The 20,501-nt window shown below is 71.8% G+C and carries 17 protein-coding genes and 1 rRNA gene; 6 read left to right on the forward strand and 12 right to left on the reverse strand.

The features are described 5' to 3' along the window. The first annotated feature begins 5 nt into the window (after nt 1-5). Together ACX80K_RS04480 and ACX80K_RS04485 are read left to right on the forward strand one after the other, a co-directional pair. Nucleotides 6-1,742 carry a sensor histidine kinase gene (locus ACX80K_RS04480; protein WP_459270634.1) on the forward strand — a complete coding sequence of 579 codons (1,737 nt, stop codon included), beginning with the start codon at nt 6-8 and terminating at the stop codon, nt 1,740-1,742. Further along, nucleotides 1,739-2,461 (forward strand): response regulator, encoded by a 723-nt coding sequence (locus ACX80K_RS04485; RefSeq protein WP_459270635.1) that lies wholly within the window; start codon nt 1,739-1,741, stop codon nt 2,459-2,461. The genes ACX80K_RS04480 and ACX80K_RS04485 overlap by 4 nt, the downstream gene beginning before the upstream one ends. A gap of 12 nt (nt 2,462-2,473) precedes the next feature. Here ACX80K_RS04485 and ACX80K_RS04490 read toward each other — a convergent pair whose 3' ends face one another. Next, entirely contained in the window at nt 2,474-4,432 is a 1,959-nt protein-coding gene (locus tag ACX80K_RS04490) for an AMP-binding protein (RefSeq protein ID WP_459270636.1), read from the reverse strand. A gap of 189 nt (nt 4,433-4,621) precedes the next feature. Here ACX80K_RS04490 and ACX80K_RS04495 point away from each other — a divergent pair, with 189 nt between their 5' ends. The 4 genes from ACX80K_RS04495 (at nt 4,622) to ACX80K_RS04510 (ending at nt 8,982) form a co-directional block, all read left to right on the forward strand. Continuing rightward, complete coding sequence (locus ACX80K_RS04495) at nt 4,622-5,281, forward strand: GntR family transcriptional regulator (RefSeq protein WP_459270637.1); 660 nt, start codon at nt 4,622-4,624, stop codon at nt 5,279-5,281. A 76-nt stretch (nt 5,282-5,357) separates the two neighbouring features. After that, the gene (locus ACX80K_RS04500) at nt 5,358-6,875 is read left to right on the forward strand and encodes an MmgE/PrpD family protein (protein ID WP_459270638.1); all 1,518 of its coding nucleotides are present in this window, start codon (nt 5,358-5,360) and stop codon (nt 6,873-6,875) included. An 8-nt stretch (nt 6,876-6,883) separates the two neighbouring features. After that, entirely contained in the window at nt 6,884-7,840 is a 957-nt protein-coding gene (gene prpB / locus ACX80K_RS04505; protein ID WP_459270639.1) for a methylisocitrate lyase, read from the forward strand. Then, the gene (locus ACX80K_RS04510) at nt 7,837-8,982 is read left to right on the forward strand and encodes a bifunctional 2-methylcitrate synthase/citrate synthase (protein WP_459270640.1); all 1,146 of its coding nucleotides are present in this window, start codon (nt 7,837-7,839) and stop codon (nt 8,980-8,982) included. Before prpB ends, ACX80K_RS04510 begins: the two co-directional genes overlap by 4 nt. A 71-nt stretch (nt 8,983-9,053) precedes the next feature. Here the strand turns inward: ACX80K_RS04510 and ACX80K_RS04515 are convergent, their stop codons facing one another. From ACX80K_RS04515 to rrf, 11 genes are all read right to left on the reverse strand, one after another. Beyond that, nucleotides 9,054-9,629, reverse strand: coding sequence for an 8-oxo-dGTP diphosphatase (locus tag ACX80K_RS04515; protein WP_459270641.1), 576 nt, complete (start codon nt 9,627-9,629; stop codon nt 9,054-9,056). After that, a complete protein-coding gene (xerD, locus tag ACX80K_RS04520) occupies nt 9,598-10,557 on the reverse strand; it encodes a site-specific tyrosine recombinase XerD (protein ID WP_459270642.1) in 960 nt (319 codons plus the stop codon). The genes ACX80K_RS04515 and xerD overlap by 32 nt, the downstream gene beginning before the upstream one ends. 1 nt (nt 10,558) lies before the next feature. Continuing rightward, nucleotides 10,559-11,245, reverse strand: coding sequence for an NUDIX domain-containing protein (locus tag ACX80K_RS04525; RefSeq protein WP_459270643.1), 687 nt, complete (start codon nt 11,243-11,245; stop codon nt 10,559-10,561). A gap of 2 nt (nt 11,246-11,247) precedes the next feature. Beyond that, nucleotides 11,248-12,948, reverse strand: coding sequence for a CTP synthase (locus ACX80K_RS04530; RefSeq protein WP_459270644.1), 1,701 nt, complete (start codon nt 12,946-12,948; stop codon nt 11,248-11,250). Beyond that, entirely contained in the window at nt 12,945-14,672 is a 1,728-nt protein-coding gene (recN, locus tag ACX80K_RS04535; RefSeq protein WP_459270645.1) for a DNA repair protein RecN, read from the reverse strand. Before recN ends, ACX80K_RS04530 begins: the two co-directional genes overlap by 4 nt. Beyond that, a complete protein-coding gene (locus ACX80K_RS04540; protein ID WP_459270646.1) occupies nt 14,669-15,595 on the reverse strand; it encodes an NAD kinase in 927 nt (308 codons plus the stop codon). The genes recN and ACX80K_RS04540 overlap by 4 nt, the downstream gene beginning before the upstream one ends. After that, nucleotides 15,588-16,436, reverse strand: a complete 849-nt coding sequence (locus ACX80K_RS04545; RefSeq protein ID WP_459270647.1) for a TlyA family RNA methyltransferase — start codon at nt 16,434-16,436, stop codon at nt 15,588-15,590. Before ACX80K_RS04545 ends, ACX80K_RS04540 begins: the two co-directional genes overlap by 8 nt. Continuing rightward, on the reverse strand, nt 16,423-16,617 hold the full coding sequence (locus ACX80K_RS04550) for a hypothetical protein (protein ID WP_459270648.1): 195 nt from the start codon (nt 16,615-16,617) through the stop codon (nt 16,423-16,425). Before ACX80K_RS04550 ends, ACX80K_RS04545 begins: the two co-directional genes overlap by 14 nt. 46 nt (nt 16,618-16,663) lie before the next feature. Then, complete coding sequence (locus tag ACX80K_RS04555; RefSeq protein ID WP_459270649.1) at nt 16,664-17,680, reverse strand: HAD-IIA family hydrolase; 1,017 nt, start codon at nt 17,678-17,680, stop codon at nt 16,664-16,666. Beyond that, complete coding sequence (locus tag ACX80K_RS04560) at nt 17,673-18,989, reverse strand: hypothetical protein (protein ID WP_459270650.1); 1,317 nt, start codon at nt 18,987-18,989, stop codon at nt 17,673-17,675. Before ACX80K_RS04560 ends, ACX80K_RS04555 begins: the two co-directional genes overlap by 8 nt. Nucleotides 18,990-20,214: 1,225 nt before the next feature. Further along, a 5S ribosomal RNA gene (gene rrf / locus ACX80K_RS04565) occupies nt 20,215-20,331 on the reverse strand. Nucleotides 20,332-20,501 lie beyond the last annotated feature (170 nt).

Consider the following 20,501-nt stretch of genomic DNA (forward strand, 5'->3'; position numbering starts at 1 on the left):
GCCGCGTGCGTCGATGGAGTCTTGCCCGACAGTTCTTCCTCACCCAGCTCGTGTTCATCCTGGTGCTCTCGGCCTCCCTGTCCGTCATCCTGTACGTCGACGCCGCGCAGGGCGTCAACGACGCCGCGGCCGAGCGGATGGTCGCGGTCTCCACCGCCATCGCCCTCGAGCCGGCCGTCCTCGACGCCGTGCAGGGGCCCGATCCCTCCGCCACGCTGCAGCCCTACGCCGTCGACGTGATGGACCGCCTGGGCGTGGACTTCATCACCATCATGGGCACGGACCGCACCCGGTTCACGCACCGCAACCCGGAGCAGATCGGCAGGCCGTACATCGGCTCGGTCGCGGAGGCCCTCGCCGGACGGACGCACACCGAGACCTACGCGGGGACCCTCGGCCCGTCGATCCGGTCGATCGTGCCGGTGGTGGACGACGGCGGGACGGTGCGGGCGATGGTCGCCTCGGGGATCACCGTGGACCGTGCCGCGATCGCCCGCAATGCGCAGTTGCCCCTCGTCGCGCTGATCGCACTGGGCTCCCTGGCGCTGGGGGCCCTCGCCTCGTTCCTGCTGAGCCGGCGCCTCCGGCGGGCGACGCTGGGCATGGGACCGGCGGAACTGTCCCGCACGTTCGTGTTCTACGACTCCGTCCTGCATTCCGTGCGGGAGGGACTGCTCCTGACCGACGCCGCCGGTCGCCTCGTCCTCTACAACGACGAGGCAGCACGCCTCCTCGAACTGGACGGGAAGCAGCACCCGGTCCCGGCGTCGCGTCTCGCCGTGCCGCGGTCCCTGCGGGAACTCCTCGCGTCGGGTCGGCGCGCGCACGACGAGGTGCATCTCACCGCCAGCCGGGTACTCGTGGTGAACCAGGAGCCGGCCGTCCCGCCCGCCCCGGCACGGCGCGGCACCCACCAGCAGGCGGCGCTCGGCACGGTGACGACGCTGCGCGACCACACGGAGATCGAGGCGCTGACCGGACAGGTCCAGACGATGCGTACCCTCACCGACGCGCTGCGCTCGCAGACGCACGAGCACGCCAACCGGCTCCACACGATCGTCTCGCTGGTGGAGCTCGGACGGAACGCCGACGCCCTCGAGTTCGCCACCCGGGACCTGCAGCAGTCGCAGCGCCTCACCGACGAGGTGGTCGGCGCGATCGACGAACCGTTCATCGCGGCCCTCCTGGTGGGCAAGGCGGCCCAGGCGAACGAGCGCGGGATCGAACTGACGACCGACATCGCCGCCGATGCGCAGGCGGGTTCGCTCAATCCGGTCGATGTGGTGACGATCATCGGCAACCTGCTCGACAACGCGTTCGACGAGGCCGCCGCCTCCGCCGAACCGCGGGTGGTCCTCACGGTGCGCAGGACCGGCGGGGACGCGACCGCAGGGCTCGAGATCGTGGTGGAGGACAGCGGCAACGGGCTGCCCGACTCGGAGAAGGCCAAGGTGTTCGCGTTCGGCTACAGCACGAAGGCGGACGCGGCGGAGGGCTCCGGACGGGGCATCGGGCTCGCCCTCGTCCGGCAGGCCGTCGAGCGCTTCGGCGGGTCGATCGAGGTGACGGACACCGACGACGGCGGCGCGCGCTTCTCGGTGCGCCTCCCCCTGCCCGGCGCCGCGGGCCGCCCCGGGCCGGACGGCACGTCGGCAGGCACGTCACCGGGCACGTCACCGGGCACGTCGATCGGCACCGGGTCGGCCGCGGCGCAGGGCGCCGAGGGCGGGGCCAGGCCATGAGCGCCATCCGGGTCCTCGTCGTGGAGGACGACCCGGTCGCCGCGGACGCCCACGCGGAGTACGTCCGGCGGCTCGAGGGGTTCGAACTGGTGGGGATCGCCCGGAGCGGCGCGGAACTCGCGTCCTTCCTCCACCTGGCCGGCGGGGCCCGGAGGGAGGCGCCCGCCGCCGTCGACCTCATGCTGCTGGACATGAACCTCCCGGACGCCCACGGCCTGGACATCGTCCGCCGGGTGCGTGGCCTCGGGCTGCCCCTGGACATCGTCGCGATCACGGCCGTGCGGGACCTGCAGGTGGTCCGCTCGGCCATCTCCTCGGGGATCGTCCAGTACCTCATCAAGCCGTTCACCTACTCGGCGTTCAGCGAGAAGCTCGGTGCCTACCGCGACTTCCGCCGGAACCTGGTGGAGCAGGCGTCCACCACCACCCAGGCGGAGGTCGACTCGGCCTTCGCCTCGCTGCGCCCGGCGACGGCCGCCCTGCTGCCGAAGGGACTCTCGGCGGAGACACTGCGCACCGTGTCGCGGCTCCTCAAGGAGCTCCCCGCTCCCACCTCGGCCGTCGAGGTGTCGGAGGCCCTGTCCATGTCGAGGGTCACGGCGCGGCGCTATCTCGAGTACCTCGCCGACCAGCAGTCGGTCCAGCGCACGCCCCGGTACGGGACGCGGGGGCGCCCCGAGTTCGAGTACAGCTGGGCACGCAACGCCGCGGACCACTAGCGCCCGGGCGGATCACCCGTCGGCCGGCCGTCCGTCCGTCGCCTCGCGCAGCAGGGGTTCCAGCGCCTCGAGCACCGAGGGGTCCTCGATGGTGGAGGGGACGGCGTAGGCGGTGCCCGCCGCCATCTGCCGCATCGTCTTCCGCAGGATCTTCCCGGACCGCGTCTTCGGCAGCGCCTCGACGACGACGGCGGACCGGAAGTCGGCCACGGGCCCGATCGTGCGGCGGACCATCGCCACGAGCTCGGCCTGGAGCGTCGCCGGGTCGATGGAGACACCCGCCTTCAGGACCACGTAGCCGCTCGCGCGCTGTCCCTTGACGGGGTCCGGCAGCCCGAGGACCGCGCACTCGGCCACGGCCGGGTGCCGGGCGACCACCTGTTCGATCGCGCCCGTCGAGAGCCGGTGGCCCGCCACGTTGATGACGTCGTCGGTGCGGCCCATCACGAACAGGTAGCCGTCCTCGTCCAGGTACCCGGAGTCGCCGCTCGTGTAGAAGCCCTCGACGTCGCTGAGGTACGCGGCACGGTAGCGGTCGTCGCTGCCCCACAGGGTCGTCAGGGTGCCGGGCGGCAGCGGGAGGCGGAGGGCGATGCTCCCCTCGGTCCCGGCCGGCACCGGTGAACCACCCGGGTCGAGGATGACGACGTCGAACCCGGGCGAGGGCAGGGACGGTGAGCCGGCCTTCAGCGGGACGCCGCCCAGTCCGCGCGGGTTCGCGCAGATCGGCCACCCGGTCTCCGTCTGCCACCAGTTGTCGACGACGGGCACACCGAGGACCTCGCCGATCCACTCCGAGGTCCCGGTGTCGAGCCGCTCCCCGGCCGAGAAGAGCGTCTCCAGCGAGGAGAGGTCGTGGGCGCGGACGGCCGCGCCGGCAGGGTCCGCCCGCCGGACGGAGCGCAGGGCGGTCGGCGCGGTGAACAGCACCTTGACGCGGTGCTGTTCGATGAGCCGTCCGAAGGCCCCGGCGTCGGGGGTGCCCACGGGCTTCCCTTCGTACAGGACGGTCGTGGCGCCTGCCAGGAGCGGCCCGTAGACGATGTAGGAGTGGCCGACCACCCAGCCGACGTCGGACGCCGTCAGCATCGTGTCTCCCGGTCCCACGCCGAAGATCGCCCGCATGGACCAGGTGAGCGCGACGGCGTGCCCGCCGTTGTCGCGCACCACGCCCTTCGGGGAGCCGGTGGTGCCGGAGGTGTAGAGGATGTAGAGCGGGTCGGTGGCGGCGACCTCCACGGGCGGGACGGCGTCGGCGGTGGAGACGGCCGCGTCCCAGTCCAGCCACCGCGTCCCCGGTTCCCGGTACCCTGCGACGCCGTGGGCGAACCCCCCGCGCGCCTTCACGACGACGGGCGTCCCGGTGCTGTCGGCGAGCGCGAGCGCCTCCTGGACGGCCGGGAGGTATTCGACGCGCCGGCCCGGTTCGATGCCGCCGTCCGCCGTCACGACCGCCGAGGGCCGGGCGTCCTTGATGCGCGCAGCCAGTTCGGCGGCGGCGAAGCCACCGAAGACCACGGAGTGGACCGCGCCGATCCGGGCGCAGGCGAGCATGGCCACGACGGCCTCGGGGATCATCGGCAGGTAGACGAGGACCCTGTCGCCCCGACCGACGCCGAGGCCTGCGAGCATTCCCGCGAAGACGGCGACCTCGTCGCGGAGCTCGGAGTACGTGAGGGTGCGGGAGGTGCCGAGCATCGCGGAGTCGTAGACGAGTGCCGCCTGGCCGCCCCGGCCGGCCTCGACGTGGCGGTCGAGGGCGTTGTAGCTCGTGTTGAGGGAGGCACCGGGGAACCAGCGGTGCAGCGGGGCGTCCGGGCCGCCCGCGGCGACAGCGGGTGGGTCCGCCCAGTCGACCGCGCGCGCGGCGTCCAGCCAGAACCGCTCCGGGTCCGCGAGGCTCTCGGCGTGCAGCCGTCGGTAGTCCTGTCCGGGGAGAGTCCCGGGCCCGGCCCCGTGTCCTTCAGCCATGATCGCCCCTCGTCGCGCGTGGTTGGTGAGCATCAGTATCCCCCATCTCGCACTGTATACATTTGGGTCGTCATTCCGGCTTCACCGCGGCTTTTCCTTGTATCTGGGCCTGCCTGTGCATACATTGGATCGGATACCGCACCGCGACAGCGGGCGGACCAGCAGCACCGCGGACGGGGAGGCAACGGGATGAGGGCCAGTGATCGCGCCTACGCCCTGCTCCGGTCGGACATCGTGGAGTGGCGGCTCGCCCCGGGTGACGTGCTGGCCGAGGTGGAGCAGTCGGCCAGGCTCGGTGTCTCCCGCACCCCCCTCCGCGAGGCGCTCTCCCGGCTCATCGCCGACGGCCTCGCCGCACCGCACGCGGGCCGCGGCGTCGTCGTCTCCGCCATCTCCCTCGAGGCCGTCACCGACGTGTTCGAGGTCCGCCTGCCCCTCGAATGCGCCGCCGTACGGCTCGCGGCCTCCCGCGGGGACCACGGCGTCTTCGCCGCGCTCGCCGGGGAGTTCGCCCTCGCCGGGCGGCTCATCGAGGACGACGGCGGCACCCAGGACGCGTACTACGCGCTCGTCGCCCGACTCGACCAGTGCATCGACGCCGCCGCCGGGAACCGCTACCTGCTGCAGGCGCAGAAGCCGATCCGCACCCACCTCGCGAGGGTCCGCCGCCTCGCGCGGGACAACCCGGAGCGCCTGCTCGCATCCGCGCGGGAGCACGAGCAGATCGCCCTCGCCCTCGCCTCCGGCAATGCCGACCTCGCCGAGGCGTCGATGCGCGTGCACCTCCACCACAGCCTGCAGCACCTGCTCGCCCCGACCATGCGCAAGCACGAGCCCCCGCACAGCTGACCCGGCCCGCACCGGCCCGCACTTCCGCACCAGCCCGTACCAGCCCGCACCAGCCCGCAGTACCGAGAGGAACACCATGGAACTCCATCCCGTCCGCGTCCACCGCAGCGAGGAGAACCTCCCCCGCACCGGCCAGCTCGCCTGGAAGATCGCCGAGGTCGCCGTCGACCCCGTGGAGGTGACACCCGAGGTCGCCGACATGGTCGTCAACCGGATCATCGACAACGCGTCCGTGGCCCTCGCCTCGCTGACGCGGGCGCCCGTCGTCGCCGCCCGCGCCCAGGCGCTGAGCCATCCGGTGTCCGCCCACGGCGCCGGCGCCGCGGTGTTCGGCGTCGACACCCCCGTCTCGGCCGAGTGGGCGGCCTGGGCCAACGGCGTCGCGGTGCGTGAGCTCGACTACCACGACACCTTCCTCGCCGCCGACTACTCGCACCCGGGCGACAACATCCCGCCGATCCTGGCGGCGGCCCAGCACACCGGCGCCTCGGGCCGGGACCTCGTGCGGGCGCTCGCGACGGCCTACGAGGTACAGGTGGACCTCGTGAAGGCCATCTGCCTGCACGAGCACAAGATCGACCACGTCGCGCACCTCGGCCCGTCGGCAGCGGCGGGCATCGGCACCCTGCTGGACCTCGACCCGGAGGTCATCTTCCACGCCGTCGGCCAGGCCCTGCACACGACGACGGCGACCCGCCAGTCGCGCAAGGGCGAGATCTCCACCTGGAAGGCGCACGCGCCCGCCTTCGCGGGCAAGATGGCGGTGGAGGCGGTGGACCGGGCGATGCGCGGCCAGACCTCCCCCACGCCCATCTACGAGGGCGAGGACGGCGTCATCGCCTGGCTCCTCGACGGACCGGAGGCGTCCTACGAGGTGCCCCTGCCGGCCCGGGGCGAAGCGAAGCGCGCCATCCTGGACACGTACACCAAGGAGCACTCCGCCGAGTACCAGGCCCAGGCCTGGATCGACCTCGCCCGGCGCCTGCACGGCTCCCACCCCGAGGTCACGGACCCGCAGAACGTGGCGTCCGTCGTCATCCACACCTCGCACCACACGCACTACGTCATCGGTTCCGGGGCCAACGACCCGCAGAAGTACGACCCCACCGCCTCGCGGGAGACGCTCGACCACTCGATCCCGTACATCTTCACCGTGGCGCTGCAGGACGGCCGCTGGCACCACGAGGACTCCTACGCCCCGGCACGCGCCGCCCGGCCGGACACCGTCGCCCTGTGGCGCAGGGTGACCACCCTCGAGGACCCCGAGTGGACGCGCCGCTACCACTCCCTGGACATCGCCGAGAAGGCGTTCGGCGGCAGGGTCGAGATCACCCTCACGGACGGCACCGTGATCACCGACGAGATCGCGGTGGCGGACGCACACCCCCTCGGTGCGAGGCCGTTCGCCCGCGCGGACTACGTCGCCAAGCTGCGGATGCTGGCCGCCGGCGTCGTCGACGACACCGAACTCGACCGCTTCCTGGCCGCCGCCGAGCAGCTGCCCGACCTCCCCGCCGGAGCGCTCGGACAGCTGAACATCGTGGCCCGGCCCGGCGTCATCGATGCGGCCGGCGCGCCGCAGGGACTCCTGTAGGGGGCGGCGTGCTGTATTCGAGCATCACCCCCGAGCAGAAGCGCCGGAACCTCAGGGAGGCACTGGCCTCGGACCGGATCCAGCAGTTCCCGGGCGCGTTCAATCCCCTGTCCGCCCGCCTCATCGGCGACAAGGGCTTCGACGGCGTCTACATCTCCGGCGCCGTGATCGCCGCCGACCTCGGCCTGCCGGACATCGGCCTCACCACCCTGACGGAGGTCGCGCACCGCGCCGGGCAGATCGCCCGCATGACGGACCTGCCGTGCATCGTCGACGCCGACACGGGCTTCGGCGAACCCATGAACGTGGCCCGCAGCGTGCAGGAGCTCGAGAACGCCGGCCTCGCCGGCTGCCACATCGAGGACCAGTTCAACCCGAAGCGGTGCGGCCACCTGGACGGGAAGAACGTCGTCGACCTCGACACGGCGGTGAAGCGCATCCGCGCCGCGGCCGATGCGCGCCGCGACCCGAACTTCCTCATCATGGCCCGCACCGACATCCGGGGTACCGACACCCTTGCGGCAGCGCAGGAGCGGTCACGGGCACTCGTCGAGGCAGGCGCGGATGCCGTCTTCCCCGAGGCCATGCGGAGCCTCGACGAGTTCAGGGCCATCCGCGACGCCGTCGACGTGCCGATCCTCGCGAACATGACCGAGTTCGGCAAGAGCGACCTGTTCACGGTGGAGCAGCTGCAGGAGGTGGGCGTCACCCTGGTGATCTACCCCGTGACGCTGCTGCGCAGTGCGATGGGCGCGGCCGAGCGTACGCTGGACTCGATCAGGGCCCACGGCACGCAGGAAGCGGCAGTGGCCGACATGCAGACGCGTGGCCGCCTCTACGAACTGGTGGACTACGAGGGATACAACCGCTTCGACTCCTCCGTGTTCGACTTCGAGGTGCCGGGCGGCGTCCGGACGGGCGAACCCGCATCCGACGGACCGAACGCAGAGAGGGAACAGTCGTGACAGAACCGGAGATCCACAAGGGGCTCGCAGGGGTCGTGGTGGACACCACCGCGATCTCGAAGGTCAATCCAGACACCAATTCGCTGCTCTACCGGGGCTACCCGGTCCAGGAACTGGCCGGTCACCGCGACTTCGAGGAGATCGCCTACCTCCTGTGGAACGGCGAACTGCCCGACGCCGACGAGCGGGCGGGTTTCGACGCGTTCGAGCGCGCGCACCGCGCGCTCCCGGACAACGTCGTCGCGGCCATCGACCTCCTGCCGCTGACCGCGCACCCGATGGACGTGGCACGCACCGCGGTGTCCGTGCTGGGAGCGAACCACCCCCTGGCCGGGGACAACTCGCCGGAAGCGGACAGGGAGAAGGCCGCGGCGCTCCTCGCGGTCTTCCCCGCCGTCGTCGCCTACGACCAGCGGCGCCGCCGCGGGCAGGCCCGTGTGGAACCCCGGGAGGACCTCGGCTACTCGGCGAACTTCCTGTGGATGACCTTCGGCGAGGAGGCGCCCGCGGAGGTGGTCCACGCGTTCGACGTGTCGATGGTCCTGTACGCGGAGCACTCCTTCAATGCGTCGACCTTCACGGCGCGCGTCATCACCTCGACCCTCTCGGACCTGCACTCGGCGGTCACCGGTGCGATCGGCGCCCTCAAGGGAGCACTGCACGGCGGCGCGAACGAGGCCGTCATGCACACCTTCGAGGAGATCGGCATCCGCGAGGACGAGACCCGCGAGGAGGCGGCCGCCCGCGCGAAGGCCTGGATGGAGGACGCCCTGGCCGCGAAGAAGAAGGTCATGGGCTTCGGCCACCGCGTGTACAAGCACGGCGACTCCCGCGTCCCCACGATGAAGTCGGCGCTCGACGCCATGATCGAGTACTACGGGCGCGGCGAGATCCTCGGCCTGTACACGGGGCTGGAGTCGGCGATGGACGAGGCCAAGGGGATCAAGCCCAACCTCGACTACCCCGCCGGGCCCACCTACCACCTCATGGGCTTCGACACCGAGATGTTCACGCCCCTCTTCATCGCCGCCCGCATCACCGGCTGGACGGCGCACATCATGGAGCAGGCGGCCTCGAACTCGCTGATCAGGCCCCTCAGCCTCTACGACGGACCCGACGAGCGGCACGTGGGCGAGGGCTGACACCCGGGGGTCCAGGCACGTCCAGGCACGTCCAGGCACGTCCAGGCACGTCCAGGCAGGGGGTCGGCGTCTCACCGCACGACGGCGCCGGCCACACCCTCGTTGTCGGCGTCCATCACGATGGAGGCGTCGATCCTGCGCCCCTCGAGGACGGACGGCACCCAGGAGGGCGCGTCCTGCCACATGGCGTCCCACGGGAGCGCGTCGACCGGGTACCAGCGGGGTTCGATCTCCTCGCTGGTACCCGGCGTCGCTGTGCCGGCCCCGGCCGTGAAGAGGAACGCCAGCATGTTCCAGGCCGGCCGGGCCGGGAAGGACCACGTGATGCGGCCTGCGTCGTCCACGTCGCCCGGTGCGAGCTCTATCCCGCTCTCCTCGGCGACCTCGCGCACCGCGGCGTCCAGGGCGGATTCCTGCCCGTCGATCTTGCCGCCGAGCGCGACCACCCTGCCGCTGCCGAAGCCGGTGCGCTTCAGTCCGAGGAGCACCTCCCGGGATGCCCCGCCCTGACCGCAGGTCCTGAACAGGAAGCACAGGACGACGCAGCGGAAGGACACGCCGTCGACGGTCACCCACTCGCCCGGCCGCACCGCGTCGACGGGCGCTCCCGCCGGTTCAGGCGCGGGCACGGGGATGTGCGGCTGCATAGACTTCCCGCAGGGTGTCGGCGGTGACGAGCGTGTACACCTGGGTGGTCGTGACGGAGGCGTGCCCGAGGAGTTCCTGCACCACGCGGACGTCAGCACCCCCCTCGAGCAGGTGTGTGGCGAAGGAGTGCCGCAGCGTGTGGGGCGAGACGTCACGCGCGACCTCAGCACGTTCCGTCGCGGTCTTCAGGATGGTCCAGGCGCTCTGGCGGCTCAGGCGGCCGCCCCGCGCGTTGAGGAAGAGGGCCGGGCTGCCCTTGCCCTTCGCCGCGAGGGCCGGGCGGCCCCGGACGAGGTAGGCGTCGACGGCCCTCGCGGCGTACGACCCCACGGGGACCAGGCGCTCCTTGGACCCCTTGCCCGTCAGCCGCACGACTGCGGGTCCGTCCGGCGCCTCACTGACGGAGACGTCGTCGATGTCGAGGCCGACGGCCTCGCTGATCCTCGCGCCCGTCGAGTACAGGAACTCGAGCAGCGCGCGGTCGCGCTGCCCGGACGGGGTGGCGGTGTCGACGGACTCGAGGATGCGCACCACGTCGGCGACCGGGATGGCCTTCGGGAGCCGCTGCCCCGTCATGGGCGGGTGGACGTCCCGGGCCGGATCGCCCTCGGTGATCCCCTCCAGTGCCCAGAACCGGTGCAGACCGCGGACCGCGACGACGGTGCGGGCCGCGGACCGCGGGCTCAGGGCCGTGAGTCCGTCCTCCCCCGAGGCCACCGCCTGCGCGAAGGCCGAGACGTCGTGCCGTGTGATGGCCGGGGCGTCCGGGACACCCCGCGCGTCGAGGAACGCCTCGTAGCGCCGGAGGTCACGCCCGTAGGCCGAGAGCGTGTTCACGGACAGCCCCCGCTCGACGGACATGTGCCGCAGGTAGTCCCGGATGAGGGGGGACAGCGGCCCGCCGCCGACGGGCTCCGGTCCCGTCACGTCAGCCCTCGAGCACGGCGCCGCGTGGCCATGTCGCGTGCTGGCTCGGGTGCTCGGGCCAGGGGGTCGTCGCGGGGCGGAGGTCGACGAAGCCGTTCTCGCGTGCCACGCGCGCGGCGAGGATCGCCGCGACCGCCGAGGGGCTGTGGATGCGTCCTTCGAGCACCGCGTCCACCGCGGCATCGAGGTCCACCCACTGCAGCTCGATCTCGGCTTCCTCGTGGGTGCGCGTGTGCCGGTCGGCCTCGGGGACGTCGCCGATGCCGCGGGCCAGGTACACGCGGAGGGCTTCGGAGGACGAACCCGGTGACAGGAACAGGTCGACGAGGACGTGCCACTGCCGGGCGGTGAGGTCGGCCTCCTCCGCGAGCTCACGGGCGGCGGCGTCCACGAACTCCTCGCCGTCCTCGTCGAGGAGGCCAGCGGGGATCTCCCAGAGCGCCATCCGGACCGGATGGCGGTACTGGCGCAGCAGGAGGACCTGCCCTTCGTCGTTCAGCACCAGCACCGCCACCGCTCCCGGATGCCGGATGAAGTCCCGCGTGATGGCCTCGCCGCCGTCGGTCAGGCTGAACTGTTCACTGACCACGTCCCAGACGCGCCCCTCGTAGACCGTCGTGGTCCCGAGGAGCCGGCGTGGGCTCTGCTCGTCGCCGAACGCGTCGCCTCCCGGCCCGGGCAGTCCCATGCTCAGCCCTTCGCGCCACGGCGCTCGAGCGCCGCCTTGACGAGGCCCGCGAACAGCGGGTGCGGGCGCGTGGGGCGGGAGCTCAGCTCGGGGTGGGCCTGGGTCGAGACGTAGTAGGGGTGCACGTCCTTCGGCAGTTCGGCGAACTCGACGAGCTCGCCGTCCGTCGTCGTCCCGGAGAAGACGAGGCCCGCATCAGCGATCTGCTCGCGGAACTCGTTGTTCACCTCGTAGCGGTGGCGGTGCCGTTCGAAGACCGTCGTCCTGCCGTAGGTCCCGGCGACGACGGAGCCCTCCTGGAGCTTCGCCTCCCAGCGGCCCAGGCGCATCGTGCCGCCCATGTCGCCCTCACCGGCCACGATGTGGAGCTGCTCGGCCATGGTCGCGATGACGGGGTACTTCGTGTCCGGCTCGAACTCGCTCGACGACGCACCCTCGAGCCCCACGACGTTCCGCGCGTACTCGATGACCATGCACTGCAGCCCGAGGCACAGGCCGAGCGTCGGGATCCCGTTCTCGCGGGTGTAGGTCAGCGCCCCGAGCTTGCCCTCGAGGCCGCGGATACCGAACCCGCCGGGGATGCAGACGGCGTCGACACCCGCGAGGGCCTTCTTCGCGCCCTCCGGTGTCTGGCACTCGTCGGACGGGACCCACTTGATGGTGACCTTCGCCTTGTTCGCGAAGCCGCCCGCGCGGAGCGCCTCGGTCACGGACAGGTAGGCGTCGGGGAGGTCGATGTACTTGCCGACCAGCGCCACCTCGATCTGGTGCTTGGGGTTGTGGACGGCCTCGAGCAGCTTGTTCCACTTGGTCCAGTTGACGTCCTTGAACTTCAGGTCGAGCGCCTGGACGATGTAGGCGTCGAGGCCCTGGGCATGGAGGGTCTTCGGGATGTCGTAGATGCTCGGCGCGTCGGCGGCGTTCACCACGGCGTCGATGTCGACGTCGCACATGCGGCCGATCTTCTCGCGCATCGCGGTCGGGACCTCGCGGTCGGAGCGGATGACGATGGCGTCCGGCTGGATACCGATCGAGCGCAGCATGGCCACGGAGTGCTGCGTGGGCTTGGTCTTCAGCTCCTGCGACGGGCCGATGTACGGCACGAGGGAGACGTGGAGGAAGAACACGTTGTTCCGGCCCACGTCCTGGCGGACCTGACGGGCCGATTCGAGGAACGGCTGCGATTCGATGTCACCGACGGTGCCGCCGATCTCGGTGATGATGACGTCCGGCGCCTTCTTGCCCGGCACGGCCTCGGCCGGCAGGCGCATGCGCCGCTTGATCTCGTCCGTGATGTGGGGGATGACCTGCACGGTGTCGCCGAGGTATTCCCCGCGGCGCTCCTTCGCGATGACGGTCGAGTACACCTGGCCGGTCGTCACGTTCGCCGACCCGTCCAGGTTCTCGTCGAGGAACCGCTCGTAGTGGCCGATGTCGAGGTCCGTCTCGGCGCCGTCGTCGGTCACGAAGACCTCGCCGTGCTGGAACGGGTTCATCGTGCCGGGGTCGACGTTGAGGTAGGGATCAAGCTTCTGCATCGTCACGGAGAGGCCGCGTGCCCTCAGCAGGTGACCCAGGCTGGATGCCGTCAGTCCCTTGCCGAGTGAGGAGGCCACGCCGCCAGTCACGAAGATGTGCTTGGTCGTTGCGGATTTCAGGAACCGGGAGTTTATTTGCTGCGCCACGGAGTTCGAGCCTATCACCGAGCGGTGGTGCGGGCGGCATCGGCGAGGAGCTCCTCGGCGTGGGCGCGTGCCGAGGCCGAGTCCTCCTGGCCGGCGAGCATCCGTGCCAGCTCCCGGACGCGTTCGTCGTCGGGCAGCACCTCGACGTCGCTGGCGGTCACGCCGCCGCCCTCGCCGTCGCGGGAGACGTTCTTCGTCACGCGGATATGGCGTGCGGCGAACGCGGCGACCTGCGGGAGGTGGGTCACCACGATGACCTGGACGTGTTCGGCCAGCATCGCGAGCCGTCGGCCGATCTCGACGGCGGCCTTGCCGCCCACACCTGCGTCGACCTCGTCGAACACGAAGGTGGGGACGGGGTCGACGGCCGCGAGCACCACCTCGATGGCGAGCATCACGCGGGAGAGCTCACCGCCCGACGCACCCTTGCCGAGCGCGCGGGGCGCCGAGCCGGGGTGCGGCTGGAGGTTGAAGGCGATGTCGTCGGCCCCGTGGAGGGTCAGGGCCTCGGCCGGCGTCACCTCGATCAGGAGCTGCGCGTCCGGCATGGCCAGGGCCGTGAGCTCGTCGCTGACCTTCGCCGCGAGGCTCTCGGCCGCCTCCCTCCTCAGCGAGGACAGGGTGCCCGCCAGGTCCTGGACCTCGCGGTCGAGGCCGGTGATGACCTCGTCGAGCTCCTCCACCCGGGACGAGTCGCCGCTGAGTTCGAGCAGGCGCTTGACGGCGTCCTCCTGCCAGGCGAGGACCTCGTCGATGGTGGGGGCGTACTTGCGCACCAGCACGGACAGGGCGGCACGCCGCGATTCGACCTCCTCGAGCCTGCCTGCGCCCTCCGAGTCGAGCGCCATACCATAGCCGGCCAGCTCGGCGGAGATGTCCGCCAGGAGGTAGCCGACCTCCGCGAGCCGCTCAGCGAGCCTGCCGAGGTCGGCATCGTGCTCGGCGACGGCCTCCAGCTGCCGCTTGGCCTCGTCGACCAGCGACACCGCGTCGGCACTCGCGCCGATGTCCTCGGACACCAGCGCCTGGTGGGACACGAGCGCCGCGGTCCGCAGCTCCTCGAGGTTCCCGAGCCGCATCGATTCCGCCTTCAGGGCTGCGTCCTCCCCCGGCTGCGGATCGAGGTCGCCGATCTCGGTCAGCGCCGCTTCCAGCCCTTCGGCCTCCCGCAGCCTCTCGCGGGCCTCGCTCCTCAGCCGGTCCCGCTCGGCGAGGGCGTCCTTCCACCGGCGGAAGGCGTCCGCGTAGGCGGACAGGGCCTCCTCGAGGGGCTTGCCGCCGAACTTGTCGAGGGCCTGCCGTTGCGCGGGCGCCCCCTTGAGCCGCAACTGGTCGGACTGTCCGTGGACGACGACGAGCTCGTCCCCCAATTCGGCGAGGACACCGACGGGAGCGGCCCGGCCCCCGACGTAGGCGCGGCTCCGGCCCTCACTCGTGACGGTGCGGGCGAGGATCAGTTCGGCGAGCCCGTCGTACTCCTCCAGCGCTGCCCCCGCCTCTGCGGCCCTCAGGGCGGCAGGACTGCCCGGCTCCAGCCGCAGGACGGCTTCCGCGGAGGCAGACTTCGCGTTGAGGCGCACGGCACCGGCATCCGAGCGCGCACCCCGCAGCAGGCCCAGCGCGGTGATGACCATGGTCTTGCCCGCGCCGGTCTCGCCGGTGACGACCGTCAGCCCCGGCCCGAGGCGGAGGGTGGCGTCGGTGATGACGCCGAGGTCGCGGATGCGCATCTCCTCGATCATCGCTGGGGTCCGTCCTGGTGCTTCACGGGGCCGCGCCAACCCTGGGTGGGTAGTTCGAACTTGCGGACGAGCCGCTCCGAGAACGGTGTCTGCCGGGTGCGGGCCAGCCGGACGGGGCGCTCCGACCGCTGGACCTCCACGCGGGCACCAGGCGGCAGGTCGATGCTGCGCCGCCCGTCGCACCACAGGACACCTGCGGCGTCGGTGCGGGTCAGGAGCTCGACGGCGAGCACCGAGGTGGGCGCGACGACGAGCGGCTTGGCGAAGAGCGCGTGCGCGCTGATGGGCACCATGAGGAGCGCCTCGACCTCCGGCCAGACGATCGGCCCCCCGGCGGAGAAGGCGTACGCGGTGGAACCGGTCGGCGTCGCGAGGACGACCCCGTCGCAGCCGAAGGAGCTCACGGGGCGGCCGTCCACCTCCATGACCACCTCGATCATGCGCTCCCGGTCCGCCTTCTCGACGGCCACCTCGTTGAGCGCCCAGCTCTGCCCGAGCATGGTGTCACCATGCCAGACGAAGACCTCGATGGTGGTCCTCTCCTCGACGGTGTAGCTGCGATCGGCAACCCACCGCACCGTCTCCTCGAGGTCGGCGCGTTCGCTCTCCGCGAGGAAGCCGACGTGCCCGAGGTTGACGCCCAGGAGGGGTATGTCCGCCTCCCGGACCAGTTCGGCAGCCCGCAGGATCGTGCCGTCGCCGCCGAGGACCATGACGAGTTCGACGTCGCCGAAGTCGACGCCGTCGCCGAGCGCCTCGGCCGGGGCCGCGAGGGCGCCGTACTCCCCCTGGAGGTCGGCGAGTTCCTCGGGCCGCATGACGGGCTGGAGCCCGAGGTCGTGGAGTCGCGTGCACGCTTCCTGCGCCGCGATCATCGCGTTCCTGCGGCCGGTGTGCGCAAGAACCAGGATTCGTCTACTCATCAAGCTCCGTCTGATCTAGAGGTCGAGCCATGCCGGGCGGGAAGAGGGTGTGCAGTGCCCGGTCGGTCGTCAGGTCCGACTCCCCTTCGATCCTAGGCATCAATCCGCCGACAGGCACCTTTGTCCACACGAAGTACTCCACGTTGCCGTCCTGCCCGGGCAGTTCGCTCTGCGCGATCCCGGCCACCCGCAGCCCGCACTCGAGCGCGCTCTGCGCCACGCCGGTGACGGCCCGCCGTCGGGCCTCGGGGGACGTCACGACGCCGAGGCGGTTGAGTCCGCTCCGCCCGACCTCGAACTGCGGCTTGACCATCAGGAGCAGCTCCCCGCCGGCCTGCGTGGCCCCGGCCAGGGCGGGCATGACCAGCCGGAGGGAGATGAAGGACAGGTCCGCGACGGTGAGTTCCACGGGACCACCGATGTCGCAGGGTTCCAGGTGGCGGACGTTCATGCCCTCGAAGACGTGCACCCGGGGATCGTCGCGCAACTGCTGCACGAGCTGGCCGTGCCCGACGTCGACGGCGGCGACCTCGCGCGCGCCGCGCCTCAGGAGCACGTCAGTGAATCCGCCGGTGGAGGCACCCGCGTCGAGGCAGCGCCTCCCCGCGGGGTCCACGGCCGGGAAGGCGCGCAGTGCGCCGTCGAGCTTGGTGCCGGCACGGCTGACATAGTCCTCCCCCCGTTCCTCCACGAGCAGGATGTCGGCCGGGAGCGTGGGCGCCGAGGGCTTGAGCGACACGACGCCTCCGCGCAGCACGCGTCCTGCCGCGATCAGTTGCGCGGCGTGCGACCGCGACCGCGCCAGCCCGCGCGTCACGAGTTCCTGGTCAAGGCGAGCCATGGTCCTCCGCCCGGCGGAGTCCCTGCTCGGGGTTCAGTTCCCGGCCCAGGCGCTCGAGGACGTCGAGGTACACGGCGGCGTGCTCCGTCACGGGGAGGTCACCGAGCCGGTCGAGAGCGGCCAGGATCCCGTCGACGGGCGCGTCGCCCGTCCTGCTGCCGTCGTCAGTGCCGTCCTGCATCGCCGCCCTCTCCTGCCCTGTGTCGTGTCCGATCCCTCCTGCCAGCCTAGCCAGCGGGCGTGAACCCGACCTCGGGCGCGGACTCCGGCGTCGCGTGCGGATGCGCGGCCCACCACGCGGCACAGGCCGCGCGCCAGCTGTCGACGTCGTCCTCCCGGCCCTGGATCTCGACGCTCGTGCCGGCCACCCGCGCCACCGCCGCACCGCAGGTGTAGGCGCCGTCGTCGGCCGTGACGGCCGGATACGCCACATACAGTTCCGCGAGGGACGCGAGGAGGAAGTCCGGGCGCTCGGCGACGTCGGCGGCGAGGGCGGTGCGGACCGTGTCGACGCCCGTGAGGACGAGGGCCGTCGCCATTCCGGCGCGATTGCCGCCGAGGATGTCCGTGTCGAGCCGGTCCCCCACCACGAGGGCCCGCGCGACCCCGGAGTGGCGTGCTGCGGACTCGAACAGGACGGCGCCCGGCTTGCCGGCGATCAGGGGGGACTTCCCGGTCGCGGCGGCCACGGCGGCCACGAGTGTCCCGTTCCCGGGGGCGATCCCCCGCTGCTGCGGGATGGACATGTCCGTGTTGGTCGCCACCCAGGTGGCGCCCGCGGCGACGGCGTAGGCGGCCTCCGCGAGGTCCTTCCAGCCGACCGTGGGGGCGAACCCCTGGATGACGGCGTCCGGCCGGTCGTCCGCCGAACCGACGACGGCCAGACCCTGCGCCCGGACCACGTCCGCCAGGGTCTCGCTGCCGACGACCAGCACGGTCGATCCTGCGGCCACCTGGCCCGCGAGGAGTTCGGCGCCGGCCTGGGCCGAACCGAACACCTGGTCGGCGGAGGCGGGAGCTCCGAGTTCACGCAGGTGCGCGGCGACCTGTTCCGAGGACCGCGACGCGTTGTTCGTGACGTAGGCGAGGCGCTTGCCCTCCGCGGCGAGTCGCTCGAGGGCGTCGGTCGCGCCGGCGATCGCGTCGGGCCCGGCGTAGACCACGCCGTCGAGGTCGGCCAGCACTCCGTCGTAGGCGTCGATCAGGCGCCCCACTGCGCGTCCGGGGGTCGGGCGCTCAGTCATCGACGCCGTCGTCCTGGCTCGCTGCGGCCCTGGGAGTCCGCTTGCGTTTCGGCGCGGCCCTGCGCGTGTCCTCTGCGTCGCCATCCGCCGTGCCATCGGCATCGCCGTCGGCGTTGCCCTCGGTCGCTCCAGGATCCGATCCTGCCGCGGAGAAACGGACGGCAGAGCCTGCTGCAGCTCCCGTCTCGTCCTTACCTGCGATGGAGGCAGTCTCCGGATCGGCAGCACCCGGATCGTCCATGCTGAAAAGCATCTCGGTCTGGAGAGCTCCGACAGGCGCGGCAGCTTCGACTTCGGGTCCGGCTTCGGGCTCGGGCTGAGGCTCGGCCTCGGCCTCGGCCTCGGGCTGAGGCTCAGGCTTCGCCTCGGCCTGCGACTTGGGCTCGGCTTCGGCTTCCGCAGCGGCCTCAGGCTCTGCTTCGGCATCCGCCTGGGTCTCGACCTCAAGCTTCGCCTCGGCCTCCGCCTGGGTCTCGACCTCAAGCTTCGCCTCGGCCTCCGCTTCGGCATCCACCGCGGGCTCGTGCTCGGAGTCGGCTGCGTTCGCCTCACCGGCGTCGCCTGCCGCTTCGCCACCCGACCCCGCGCTCAGGTCGTCGGATTCGGCAGCACCTCCCGTCGATGCCGGTACACCGAGGAGGTCGGCGACCCGCGGGACGGGAACCGGTGCGGGCTCGTCGTCCTCGCCCAGGTCGATGATGTCAGGTTCGAGGTCGTCCTCGAGGCCGAGGGCCCGTTCTGCCACCCCCGCCTGGCGGCGCCACTTGCCCGACTCACCCGAGCGCCCGACGGCGTCCAGTGCTTCGGCGTAGGCACGGAAGAGGCGCGGGCTGAAGGCGAAGGCCCTCTGCAGGTCGAGTTGCGGGATCTCGAGGGCCGCGACGGCAGCGTCGAGCTGGCCCAGGTCGGTCCGTGCACCGGAGACGACCATGGCCAGCTCCGCTTTCCCTGCAGCGTCCAGGGACGCGGCTTCCTCGCTGCGTGCTAGATCCAGGGCCCTGTCCGGGCGTCCCAGACCCCGCTCGCAGTCCGCCATGACGGGAAGATGCACGTTGGAGCCACTGATCCTACGGAACGTCCGGAATTCGCGGAGGGCTTCCCCGTAGTGTCCCGCGGCGTACGCAGTCAGACCGACGGCCTCACGAACGGCAGCGAGTCGCCCGCCTCGACGACTCGCGGCGAGTGCGTGCTGGAACGCCAGTTCGGGATCGATGTCGAGGAGGCGCCCTGCCATAACCAGATGCCTCGAGACCCACAGGGCGCTGCGCTCCTCGAGGTTACGCACCTGCGCGCGGGTGACGCGGTCCAATTCGTCGCCCTTGACGTCTTCGTCGATCTCCGGGGACCGCTCGCGGTCCGGGCGGTTCGCGCTACGGAGGTCACGCGCATTGTGGGGCCTGGGCCCCGCTGTCTCGTCCGCCCGAGGCCCGCGGCGATCCTCCGTCCCGCGTCCTCCACCGCGGCGATCGTCGCGATCGGCGGGACGACGGAAGGAGTCGCTGCGCCCGGCCGCCCGGCCGTCGCTGCCGGTCCGCGCGTCGGGAGAGCTCCGCGACCACGGTCGGTCGGCGCTCCCAGCTGTACGGTCCGCCGGCGCTCCACCCCGGCCGCCGTAACGCGATTGCTTGTCGGCGGCGGAGCCCGACGCCGACCCGCCCCGTGAGGCGGAGCCCCTGAGCTGCGCGCCCCGGTCGCCGTCGGAACTCCTGCGGGGACGGTCGGACGACCGCGAGCCCGGACGCTCCGACTCCTGCCTGGGACGATCATCCCGGCGTGGAGCCGAGGAGCCGCCACGCTCGGAGTCCGGCCGCGCGTTCCGGCCGTAGGGAGCTGTGTCGTCGCGTCCGTATCCCTGCCTGTCGCGGCTCGTGCCCTGACCCTCGCGCTCTGCCGATCCGCCGGTGCGGCCTGCGCCCTGGGTGCCCGACCGGCCCTTCCAGGCGGGGCGGCCACCTGCAGCGCGGCCCCCGCCGCCGGAACCGCCTTCGGTCCGCGCGTCCCTGCGGTCGTCCCGGGGTGCGCTGCGATCGGCCGAGTCCCGCGCCGGACGTTCGCCTGCGCGCCTGTCGTCAGCAGCTCCCGGCGACGACGGTGTACGGCGCCCGCCGGCCTTGGATCCCCAGGAGTGGCGTCCCGTCTGACCGGAACCGCCCTGGTTCCCGCGGTCCGCGCCTCCCGATGGACGGGACTCCCCGTCTCGTCCAGCGGTGTGCTCCTGCTCAGCCATGGCAGCGCGGTCCTCTCGTCAGGTGCCGGCATGCATGTGCCGGCGGGTCTCTATTCTGCTGTGGGTCCTACCCATCTATGGAACCACGAAGCCCGACCACGCACTTCATCCGCACGGGCGTTTGCCGACGATGTGATGCATCGCTCTGCGGGCTTCCGCAGGGTGGGGCCGGTGCTGCCGGCGTTGTGGAAGTCGGGCCGGCCTTGTCGGGCCGGCGGTGTGGGGGCCGGACCCCGGTGTGGGTGGTGGTGGGTGGTTAATGGGGAAGAGGCCCCACCGGTGGTGGGGCCTCTTGCCTGTAGTGGTTGTCCGGCGGTGTCCTACTCTCCCACACTCTCTCGGGTGCAGTACCATCGGCGCTGTGGGTCTTAGCTTCCGGGTTCGGAATGGGACCGGGCGTTTCCCCCACGCTATGACCGCCGTAACCCTGGTTACCGTTCCTCCCGCACCCGTGGTGTCCGCCCGTGGTGGGGGGTGTGGGGTGTGGTGGTGGTAAGTGTGTGGGTCACATCGGGTGCTGGATGTAACGGGGCTCTGTTCAGCCCGATATTCGGTTGTGGTGTCCCACCCCGGGGGGTGGTGGTGTTCCACCCC

Source organism: Arthrobacter sorbitolis, from assembly GCF_054510995.1.

Coding starts and splice junctions, on each gene's coding strand:
- ACX80K_RS04540 (WP_459270646.1), bottom strand. CDS start 15,595: ATGAGTAGACGAATCCTGGTTCTTGCGCACACCGGCCGCAGGAACGCG.
- ACX80K_RS04490 (WP_459270636.1), bottom strand. CDS start 4,432: ATGGCTGAAGGACACGGGGCCGGGCCCGGGACTCTCCCCGGACAGGAC.
- ACX80K_RS04555 (WP_459270649.1), bottom strand. CDS start 17,680: ATGACTGAGCGCCCGACCCCCGGACGCGCAGTGGGGCGCCTGATCGAC.
- ACX80K_RS04515 (WP_459270641.1), bottom strand. CDS start 9,629: ATGCAGCCGCACATCCCCGTGCCCGCGCCTGAACCGGCGGGAGCGCCC.
- recN (WP_459270645.1), bottom strand. CDS start 14,672: ATGATCGAGGAGATGCGCATCCGCGACCTCGGCGTCATCACCGACGCC.
- ACX80K_RS04485 (WP_459270635.1), top strand. CDS start 1,739: ATGAGCGCCATCCGGGTCCTCGTCGTGGAGGACGACCCGGTCGCCGCG.
- ACX80K_RS04545 (WP_459270647.1), bottom strand. CDS start 16,436: ATGGCTCGCCTTGACCAGGAACTCGTGACGCGCGGGCTGGCGCGGTCG.
- ACX80K_RS04550 (WP_459270648.1), bottom strand. CDS start 16,617: ATGCAGGACGGCACTGACGACGGCAGCAGGACGGGCGACGCGCCCGTC.
- ACX80K_RS04525 (WP_459270643.1), bottom strand. CDS start 11,245: ATGGGACTGCCCGGGCCGGGAGGCGACGCGTTCGGCGACGAGCAGAGC.
- ACX80K_RS04495 (WP_459270637.1), top strand. CDS start 4,622: ATGAGGGCCAGTGATCGCGCCTACGCCCTGCTCCGGTCGGACATCGTG.
- ACX80K_RS04500 (WP_459270638.1), top strand. CDS start 5,358: ATGGAACTCCATCCCGTCCGCGTCCACCGCAGCGAGGAGAACCTCCCC.